15 protein-coding genes are annotated in these 10035 nt (G+C 20.5%); 12 read left to right on the top strand and 3 right to left on the bottom strand.

What is annotated here, in order from left to right; genetic code table 4:
* Positions 1-244 precede the first annotated feature (244 nt).
* The 9 genes from EXC47_RS03855 (at position 245) to EXC47_RS03925 (ending at position 4076) form a co-directional block, all read left to right on the top strand.
* Positions 245-568 (top strand): hypothetical protein, encoded by a 324-nt coding sequence (locus tag EXC47_RS03855; protein ID WP_129647317.1) that lies wholly within the window; start codon positions 245-247, stop codon positions 566-568.
* Positions 569-797: 229 nt separating this feature from the next.
* On the top strand, positions 798-950 hold the full coding sequence (locus EXC47_RS03930; RefSeq protein ID WP_165255979.1) for a hypothetical protein: 153 nt from the start codon (positions 798-800) through the stop codon (positions 948-950).
* A 150-nt stretch (positions 951-1100) separates the two neighbouring features.
* Positions 1101-1352: a variable surface lipoprotein gene (locus tag EXC47_RS03850; RefSeq protein ID WP_129647315.1), complete on the top strand. Its 252-nt coding sequence runs from the start codon at positions 1101-1103 to the stop codon at positions 1350-1352.
* A gap of 31 nt (positions 1353-1383) precedes the next feature.
* Complete coding sequence (locus EXC47_RS03845) at positions 1384-1857, top strand: hypothetical protein (RefSeq protein WP_129647313.1); 474 nt, start codon at positions 1384-1386, stop codon at positions 1855-1857.
* The gene (locus tag EXC47_RS03840) at positions 1832-2263 is read left to right on the top strand and encodes a hypothetical protein (protein ID WP_129647311.1); all 432 of its coding nucleotides are present in this window, start codon (positions 1832-1834) and stop codon (positions 2261-2263) included. The genes EXC47_RS03845 and EXC47_RS03840 overlap by 26 nt, the downstream gene beginning before the upstream one ends.
* Before the next feature lie 13 nt (positions 2264-2276).
* Positions 2277-2954: a hypothetical protein gene (locus tag EXC47_RS03835; RefSeq protein ID WP_129646300.1), complete on the top strand. Its 678-nt coding sequence runs from the start codon at positions 2277-2279 to the stop codon at positions 2952-2954.
* Positions 2947-3195 (top strand): hypothetical protein, encoded by a 249-nt coding sequence (locus EXC47_RS03830; RefSeq protein WP_129647309.1) that lies wholly within the window; start codon positions 2947-2949, stop codon positions 3193-3195. Before EXC47_RS03835 ends, EXC47_RS03830 begins: the two co-directional genes overlap by 8 nt.
* 140 nt (positions 3196-3335) lie before the next feature.
* Positions 3336-3638 carry a hypothetical protein gene (locus tag EXC47_RS03825; protein WP_129647307.1) on the top strand — a complete coding sequence of 101 codons (303 nt, stop codon included), beginning with the start codon at positions 3336-3338 and terminating at the stop codon, positions 3636-3638.
* Between the two features lie 282 nt (positions 3639-3920).
* Entirely contained in the window at positions 3921-4076 is a 156-nt protein-coding gene (locus EXC47_RS03925) for a hypothetical protein (RefSeq protein WP_165255915.1), read from the top strand.
* Between the two features lie 289 nt (positions 4077-4365).
* Here EXC47_RS03925 and EXC47_RS03820 read toward each other — a convergent pair whose 3' ends face one another.
* The 3 genes from EXC47_RS03820 to EXC47_RS03810 form a co-directional block, all read right to left on the bottom strand.
* On the bottom strand, positions 4366-5067 hold the full coding sequence (locus EXC47_RS03820) for a hypothetical protein (protein ID WP_129646306.1): 702 nt from the start codon (positions 5065-5067) through the stop codon (positions 4366-4368).
* Positions 5068-5965: 898 nt separating this feature from the next.
* Positions 5966-6319, bottom strand: a complete 354-nt coding sequence (locus tag EXC47_RS03815; protein ID WP_129647305.1) for an Abi family protein — start codon at positions 6317-6319, stop codon at positions 5966-5968.
* Between the two features lie 90 nt (positions 6320-6409).
* Positions 6410-6874, bottom strand: a complete 465-nt coding sequence (locus tag EXC47_RS03810; RefSeq protein WP_129646310.1) for an Abi family protein — start codon at positions 6872-6874, stop codon at positions 6410-6412.
* A gap of 61 nt (positions 6875-6935) precedes the next feature.
* Between EXC47_RS03810 and EXC47_RS03805 the strand changes: the two genes are divergently transcribed.
* The 3 genes from EXC47_RS03805 (at position 6936) to EXC47_RS03795 (ending at position 9885) form a co-directional block, all read left to right on the top strand.
* Positions 6936-8135 (top strand): Mbov_0401 family ICE element transposase-like protein, encoded by a 1200-nt coding sequence (locus tag EXC47_RS03805; RefSeq protein ID WP_129646313.1) that lies wholly within the window; start codon positions 6936-6938, stop codon positions 8133-8135.
* Between the two features lie 476 nt (positions 8136-8611).
* Positions 8612-9511, top strand: a complete 900-nt coding sequence (locus EXC47_RS03800) for a hypothetical protein (RefSeq protein ID WP_129646278.1) — start codon at positions 8612-8614, stop codon at positions 9509-9511.
* Between the two features lie 44 nt (positions 9512-9555).
* Positions 9556-9885 carry a hypothetical protein gene (locus EXC47_RS03795; protein WP_129646280.1) on the top strand — a complete coding sequence of 110 codons (330 nt, stop codon included), beginning with the start codon at positions 9556-9558 and terminating at the stop codon, positions 9883-9885.
* Positions 9886-10035 lie beyond the last annotated feature (150 nt).

Raw genomic sequence — 10035 nt, 5'->3', positions numbered from 1 at the left:
TTTTATCACCCTTTTATGAAATATCTATTAAAAGTGAAAATGTTAGATATGATGGAGTTTCTGATTTTTATATAATGTAATTAATAATAATGAAAAATATATAAAAAAAGAAAAGAATATTGAATTAATTTTGAAAAAGAAATAAGAAAATTTGACTATCTTATGATAAAGATAATAAAATTGAAGAATTAGAAAATGTTTTAAAAAATGATTATTTTAATAAAGTTTATCATTTTTCAAAATATTGTCTAAATCAGAAAGAATAGAATGAATTTTATCAAATAATAATATTATAATTTATGTAGAAAATGGATATATAGACTTCGAAACATTTTGAAACACTTGATTTGAGGCTATGCCAAAAATATTTAATTTAAGTGAAAAAGATAAAAGTATTTATCAAGATAGAATTCTAGGTCTTTTTATAAGTCATAATAAAGAATTCTTAAAAGAAATAATTAAAATTTTAAAAAAGGATTTAATTTGGTTTTTAGAATCATCAAATAAAAAACCTAAATTTGATATAAATTTAATAATTGTTAAAAATCCTGAAATAAAAAGAAATTAATATATCAAATTGACTAATATAACTAAAAAATAAAGATATATGTAAAACTATGAAATATTATTATTACTTTAAAATAAATAAATACACATATACAAATAATAAATTTAAAGCAATAATTTTTAATAAAATTAAAAAACAGCTTTAAATATTCTATTAATAAAATTTATTTAAAAAATAATAAGATAATTATTCCACAATCAGAATATGGTGATTTTGGAGAATATTTAGGTTGATTTGCTTATGAACAAATGATATCAATGGTGAAATAATTTTAAAAGTAATTAGCAATAAAATTGAAAAAATTATTAATCAAAAAATATCAAATTTAAGAAAAAAATCATTAATGAGTTTTATACCTTGATTAATATACGCTTATGAATAAAAAACTAAAAATACTATAAATAAGTACTTTTATAATTAGTTAGTTAACAAAATTAACTAACTTTTTATATACAATAAATTAAATAATTTTTTTAAAAATATCATTTGTTATAATTTAATTAATATTAAATTATCAAATAAAGGAATAATTATGAAAAACAAAAAAATTTTAAAATGAATAGGTGCTGTTGCTCCAATTTTATCATTACCAATTTTATCTGCTTCTTGTTTAGAAAAAGTAAATCTAATATTAAATGGAAATAGAGAAGGTGAAAAGGATAAAGAAAACCCTGAAACATCAACAAATCCTACTCCTAATCCAACAACACCACCAAAGGATTCAACAGAACCTATTAAAAAAAGAAGACGAAAAACCAAAAATTACTCATTCTGAAATAATTAATAATTTTAAGGAAGTATATTCAAACAATGCAATGCTAGATGCTAATCCAAAAGCATTCAATGATGCAGGAAACTTTTTAGCTTATGACTTAAGAACTGATCCTAAATTTCCCTATTCATTAAAACTACCAGACCCATTAACAATAATTTTAAAACATCCAACAGCTATTTGATACTATTCAGGTATTAAAAAATACTATGATTATATTTTACAAATGGATAATGTTTATAATAATAAACAACAACTACAAAATAGATTAAATAGACTTTTTAATGAAGGAAGTACAGAATTTATTAATACAAACTATTCAACAAAAAGATTAGGAATAGTTTGAAAAGATGCATTAACTTATAATTTAGATAAAATAATTAATGCATATGAAGATATTTACACAAAAAGCTCTGAGTTTTCTTCTATGTATCACGGTGTTTTACCTTTAGATTTTGGTGAAAAAGAAACAGAATTGCTTGAAAAACACAATGAAGAAGAAGCTGATTGAAAATAATCACGGTCAAAATCTTGAAAGAGAAACAATGAACCCTAAAATCAGCTACAAAGAAATGTATGATATATCAAAACAATTTTATAAACGTTTAGATAGACACTTTTTACAAGAAAGAATTAATCATAAAAATAAAACATTATCATTAGAGGCTGTTCCAAATAAAGATATAAAAGCTGCTGATTATTTTAATGATTGATATAACTTTAAATTTCCTTTCCCAGTTGACCAATCTTCCAAAAACTATATAGGTGTATTTTCTTACGGTTTTCAAACTTATTTAGAAAAAAGATGAAACCCTTATGATTTTTACAATAATTCAATTGTTTTAGCCCCTTTTAAAGCTATTCAAAATTCAAATATAATGGCGACTAGCCTAAAAGTCTTAAAAATATTACTTACACTTTAAATTAGTGCTTTCTATGCTATCAAATAACCCTAATAAATCATTTTTAGAACAATTAGATGAAACTAAAAATGAAAAACTACAAGAATTTTATAAAAAATATAATTATACAAATGGTTTTTCAAGCTTGCTAGAAGTATTAATTAATTCAGTATCTAAAATTTTAGACCCAACTATTTATGTTAATTTTATTGATGAATTCGGAAATAAACATTACTTTTATGATGAATGAAAAGATAGTTTAATTTTAGGTAGAAAAAATCATATTCAAGATTCAAATCAAAGACAATTTTACATATTTGCTTTAAATTTATATAATAAACTTTTAATGCCTTTTAATTATTTAGTAAATAGTTATGATAGTGAAATAGAATTTAATACTGATTCTGTAAATAGTGATTTAAGTTCTTGAAATATTCGTAAATTCAAAAAAGAATTCTACAAAGAATTTTATCAACCTATTTTTGGGGAAATTAAAAAAATGCAAGAAGCTACTGATGAAGCAAAAACAAGAAGCGCTAAAATAATGATTAAAAACTTTTTAGAGAATTCTATTATTAAAAAACCTGATAACAATAATCAATTAACAGAAAATAAAAATTTAATTAATACATATGAACTTAGAGCAAAAGATATAACAGGAATTGAATTTAATGAATATTGATTAAATCCTAATAAGGATGAAAATGAATAATACTAAAAATTATTATATTTATTCTGATGAATCAGGTGTTTTTAGTAAGAATGATAGTTTTTTTATAATAACTTTTCTAGTTTTTAAATCTAAAAAGTCAATATCTAAATCAAAAAAATTATTTAAAAATAAAGAAGACCGAATAAAAAAAATAAAAAATATTAATCCTGAAGAAGAATTAAAAGGTTTTACTCTATCATTAAATCTTAAAAAAGTATCATTAAATCATTTAATACTATAGATAAGTTTTTTGTAAAAATTGACATAAGCAAAATAAAGGAAGAAATCATTGATAACAAAGCAAATAGACGAAGATTTTTAAATTGAGTAATAGCTGTTTCTCTTAAAAAATATTTTCAAAATGAAATTAAGAAAAATATTTTGTCCAAAGAAGATATTTTAAATATTTTTTTAAATTTAGATAATATATCAACAAAAACAAGTGGAAAATATACCTTAGAAGAATCAATAATAAGAGAACTTTTTTGAGAAGTTTATAATTCTGATTGTGATATTACAATACCTCCATTTTTTAAAAACATAGGATCGCTTACTCTTTCATATTTAGATTCAAAGTATTCACCTTTAATAAGAATGGTTGACGTGCTATCAAATTATATTTATGTTAATATTAAAAAAGGAAATAAACTAGATGAATTTTTAAAATTTTATTTTCCTTTTTAAAAATCAATGTATAATAAAGGTGCAATTAAGTTTGCGTAAATCAAATGGATAACCTAACAATGTTTAAGCGTATTTTTAGTACGTAGGCCCTGAATGGATTTCTACATTTTAATGTAGATTTTTTTATTTTAATGTTATAATGATGTTGTGATTAGAGCATACACAACTCTCCTGAGTCGTGCACGTTAAAATAATTGGTCATACTTCATTACAACCGGTCAGGTATGTGGCATTAACAGTTGTTTTTTTATAATATATTAATTATTTAAAAAAGGAGGCCATATGAAAAATACAGAAAAAGATTATATTTATGCTGATGATAGTTTTTTAAAAAGTCTTGATGAAGATTTTGCGAAATTAAATATGGATGACTTTTTCAAAAAACACGGAACTTATGAAGAAGTAGAAAGAATAATGAAATCTTTAGAAAAAATGTAAAGAATTGTGAATAAGATATTACCTTCTCCCACCCTGGGCACAATAAAATAATATAGGGACGTCAAAATTAAATTGGCTGGTTGTAATATAACCATTAGGCCAATTTTTTTATTTTAATGTTATAATGATGTTGTGATTAGAGCATACAACTCTCCCGAGCCAGGCACATTATAAAATAAAAGGCCACATTTTAATAACCAGCTACTGAGTATGCAGTTTTTGGCTGGTTTTTTATATTTTAAAATAATAAAAAAGAAAGCGCAAAAACTTTCTAAAACTATTTTATTTTTTAAAATATTCAATAATTATTATTTAATATTAAAAAAGGTTTAATATTTCTTATTTTTAATTTTTTTCTATTTAAATTTATGTTAATAATATTATTTTTTATTATTAAAGGAATTGATTTTATCGATATTGGTATATATGTTTCATATTGATAATTAGTATTAGAAATTTTCTTCAATACAATTTGTGGCATTTTTTGTTTGTTTAGGTCTCACATTAAAAAATAGTTTTTATTATCATTGCATAAATAAAATGTAGTACTTTGATTTGCATATATTAGCTCTATAAAATCTACAAAAATTTTAAATCTTTGTATTAAAAAAACAAAAAAATCATTAGAAGAATATTTACTTCTTATGTCAATATCTAATTTTGATCAATTGTTAATAACAATTTTTTCTAATTCTTGATAAGGATTTTGAAAAGCTAACGATTTATTTATGAATTTTTTTATAAATAAATAATTTTTGACTTTTATATCATTTGTATTAGTTAATTTTTTTCAATAATGAAAACCTAAAATATGAAAAATATATTTTGGTTTAATCTGAATCAAATAATCTGTTTTATCAGTACTACTTGTATTATTCATAAACACATTTAATTTGTTATAAGTAGATAAATTATTATCAATTTGGTAAAACATATTTTTTAATATATAAATTATTTTTTTAAATATTATCTTTAAACTATTATTATCCATATAAAAGTAAACCTTATAAAAAAATGATGGGTTTAAATAGCCAACAACAGCCCCCATCCTATCGTATCGCTAAGCAACCTTATTTTATTAAAGTGTGGCAATGCTCGCAAGTCGGTTGTTCCACTTTAACACACTTAATTAAAGTATATCATTTTTTATATTTTTTAAAAAATAAAAAGAAAGCATAAATGCTTTCTAATCTTATCCTAATTTTTTTTCTTATAACTGTTACACTTTTCAAATAACACAGAGCCCAGCTATTAGCATTTGTGGATAAGCACAATATACTTAAAAGTAATCTGTGTACGAATAAATTATATATAAAAATAAAAAAAGACAAAACTATATTAAATAGTAATGTCTTTAGAGATTAAATAATCTCTTTTAACATAGGTACAAACCATCTTTTAATTTATAAAAGCGCCTATGTTCCATGCATAATAAATTATATATTAAAAAAATAAAATTTAACTAATACATATTAGCTTAGAGTAAAGAAAATAACAGAAATTTAATTTAATGAATATTGATTAAATTCTAATAAAGACAAAACACAAAAACAGATTAGTAAAAAAATCATATAAGTCTTTTTATAGTCCTATATGATTTTTTATTAAGTTAAATTAACTCTTTAATAATATAATATTTGTTAATAAAAAAATGAGAACAGTGTCAGCATTGCTGTCTTATTCTCGAGAAGTTTATTTGTTAACAAATGCCTTCTACTTAACAGGGCAACACTCCACCTTTTAAAGTATTTCTAAAAGGGGCCCTATTCCTTACATAATAATTATAGTATAAAAAAATTAAAATTTTATATTTTTTTTAATTTTTTTAACAAGTTTATAATCAAATGTTTCATTATTTATAAATGTATTAAGTGTATCTACAAAAATTTCTAACAATGTTTTTTAGTACTGTTATATTCGTTTATAAATGAGATAATCACAATTATATCAGTTAATTTTATTGTCTTTTTTATTTTAATATCTAATTTATTGTTAAATATAAAATTTGAAATGTTTTCATAATATTTACTTTTTCTATTTGGTGCTATTAATTCATAATTCAGAATAATAGAATTGTGACATATAATATTCCTAATTTTTTTGAAAATATTCATTAGACTTATTAATTGATAATAATTAACATTCAGTTTTTGATTTATTTTAGCAAAATGATTTAAAACTAAATTTTTTATGTCTTTATTTAAATAGTCTAGCAGTTTAATTAGCTGACCAAATGTTGTCATATGTAGTATTTCTCAAAGATAAAGATTATTTAAGTTTATGTTATTCTTGACTTTTTTATTTTTAAAATCTATTTTTATTTCTTTTATAAATTATTTTATATTTTTTCCTTTTTTAAAATTACCATAATTATTAAAAATGTAATACAATCTTTTTATATTTCATTTAAAAATTTGTACTTGTTTTAATTCAGTTTTTAAATTAAAATCGATTTCCAGTTTTGAAATAAATTTTTCAATTGAATTTAATATTGCATTCCTTAATTTAATTTCTATATTTTGAATATTAGTTAATATTAATTTTGATACAGTTCTATCGCAATTAAATAAATCAATTAAATTAGAAGACTTGGCATTTAAAAAATATCAACCATTAGATTTATCTTTATGAGATAATAATCATTTTCATTTATAAACTAAATGATTATAACCATAATTCATTAAATATAATTTGAATCTATTTTTTTCAAAATCTGTTTCCCAATTAATACCTTTGTTTTCAAGAAACTCAATTTGTTCATCAAATGATAATAAACTTTTTAAATTATTTTTATTCATAATTACTTATTATATAAAAATAATTGAAACTAATTAAATTAAAATTTAATTAGGGGAATAAATGAAAACAAATGATATTGAATATATTAATGAATTATCAGCTAAGGAAATAACATTTCTTTCAGAACAATTCAAGAATTCTAATAAAAGAAAAGAACAAAAATGATATTTAAACAAAAAAATTAAAAGAAAAATTATTGGACAAAATTTAAAGATATATGAATTTACAATTTACCAATATTACTATTTTATAGGTAAAAATAAAAAATATATAAGCTATTATCCAGAAAAATATAAATATTTAATAAACAAATCATATGATTTAAAATTAATTTTAGAAACTTTTTATTTATATTGTGGACTTATTAGAAATAAATTTGTAAAAATTAGTTGAAATTTATGCAAATATTATGCTAAAAAATTAAATCTGTTTAATGAAGAAAATCATACAAATATTAAACAATATGCAAGTGAAATATACATACATATTGATGATTGTTATGATAAAACAAGAGTAAATAAAAAAGTTATTAAATCAAATACTAAAATAATTAAAATTAATTCAAATATTGATAATAAAGTAATTTACACATACGAAAATTATACTGCTATTGATAATGAAAAAATAGCTAATATTTCAAGAGCAAAAATTATAATAGAATTAATTAAAAAACACTATTTTATAGACTCAAACACTAAATTGTATCTTTTAAGTGATGGCGCAAAATACTTTCAAAATTTAGCAAAAATATTAAACGCAACACATATTTATGATTACTTTCATTTTATTAAAAAATTTAACGATATTTTTATGAAAAGAATATATATTTACAACAAATATAAAAAAGAAATTTTGAAAATTAATGGATTATCAGTACAAAAATGATTAAAACTATCTTTGTCAAATAAAGATGAATTATTAGAAAAATTAAATTATTTATTAAAATTGAAATTCAGTAAAAAATCAATTTCAATAACAATAAAAGCTTTTATTAATTTTATAAAAAATAGTTGCTCAAATTATAAATTTTATATTAACAATATAACAGCTCAATCAGAAAGTGCAGTTAGCTTATACAAAAGCTTTTATTCTAAAAGATATTCTACTTTTTCAGTTGAAACAATTCAAAACTTAATAAAAATTCAAGCTTCTGAAAAATGAATTTTTATAAATTTTAAATCAATGATAAAAGAGTTAAACTTAAATGTTTTATATGAGCCTTTACTTTGAGAGGTGCATAAAAACAACATTTATTTATAGCTTTATTTTTTAACTTTTCATATTATATATACGCGCACGTGATAAATATATTAGAATAATATATTGCTTTTCGCTTGCTAATACCCCCAGGTCAGCTAATGTAAATAACGTACTTATTTAATTAAGAAGACCTTCAAACTAAAAGAAAAAAACAACCAACCCAACCACCACCAAACAAACATTTTTTATTGAAATACCAATAAAAAATGAAATATATAGTGTATTCTGAACAAAAATGTAATGAAAATTAAAATAAATAGTAAGTTTATATGCCTACATAGTAAAAGAATCATAAATTTTATATAAAAAATCAGCAAAATTTATGCTATAATAAGAAAAAATGTAGTTACCTACATAAATTTCTATCCCTCAATAAAGGAGGATTGAAAATAAAGTAGGTAGAAATACCTATTTTTTCTTTTTTGTTAAAGTTTTTTGAAAAAATAAAATGAAAATTTAAAAAAATGAGGGGTTTTATGCTGTATAAAATGTGGAATAAAGAAAAATTTTGTACAAATTTTTTCATTTTTTATAAAAAATATAAACATAAACCTACCCATTTTGATGCTCAAAAATTAAATTCTTTATTTCATAAAAATATTATTGAAAAAAATAAAAAATTACAATCAATGAAATTATCTAGTTTAATTGATGCAATAACAAATAATAAAGTTTATGTTTCTTCTACTGGAACAAAAACAAAGTTTTTAAATATTGATATTGATTATAATGGGAATGAAATTTTTAAAACATTATTGAAATATTACAATTTTGTTTTTGAAAAAACTGATTTAAATAACAAAAATAATCTTGAAATGAGTTTTTTAAAGTATTTTACTCCTACGTTTTTTTACGAAACAAATTCATCAAGTTTTACTTTAAAGAAGATGAGATTGGTTTATGCGTTAGATGAATCAATAGAAAAAGAATTAGCTGTTAAAATTGTTGAAAAAATGATTTTAATTATAAAAAACATATTTAATGCTGAAGTAGATAAAGCATCAAAAAATTTAAAACAACTGTTTTATGGAACAGTTAATAAAGTTTTCTCAAACAAAAATGTTCGTATTTACAATGCTAAAAAATTACTTGAAATTTTAGATTATTTTATTAATTTATATGAATTAGAAGAAAATAAAAAGACTAAAAGTATTTTTTCATATAAATACAATTTAACAGATTTTATTGAAGTAGATAATTATGAAGACGCTTTATGAATTTATATTGCGCTTTTTAAAATCAATATGGGGCATTTACTTATAGCTAAACAAAAATGATTGGATAAATTTAAAGATACTATGACTAGAAGACCTTATTTTAAGGTAAAAAGAAATTCAAAAGGCTATGAAATATTAAAAAATTCTAAATTAATTTAATGAAAGTAGGTTTTAATATGATTTTAAAAAAGGATAATAAATAAATGAGTACAAAAGTTTTGTATAACAACGATAATGGGTCAGGATTAGCAAAAGAAATTACTAATTCAGTAACTGGTGGTTTTCAAACTATAATTTCAGCAATAACAGTTCCAGCTATAATTATTTCAATTGCATTTTTAGTTTGATTAATTATAAATTTAGTTAGAAGATTCAATAAGCTTTCAAAAGTAAAAGCAGATGAATACAAAATGGAAGTTAAAAAGCTTTGATGATACTTAGCTGGTGTGATAGTCTTATTTTTATCAATAATCTTTTTAATTACAATGAATGCTACTAATTGAAGTATATTAAATACATCTGTGTCAGGATAATTAAATGCAATGACTTTTAGATAATGTTGGATATATTATTTATAGCGCTTTATGGTACATTTTAGTGTTTCTACCAGCGTGAATATTACACATAGTCTATTCAACATTAGAATTTATAGCCTTAAAATTACCAATATTTATACTTTTTGG

The sequence above is a fragment of the Mycoplasmopsis maculosa genome (assembly GCF_900660665.1).
Taxonomy (GTDB): domain Bacteria; phylum Bacillota_I; class Bacilli_A; order Mycoplasmatales; family Metamycoplasmataceae; genus Mycoplasmopsis; species Mycoplasmopsis maculosa.
Note: the sequence above shows the minus strand (reverse complement) of the source record. Positions and strands in the feature narration are given on the sequence as shown.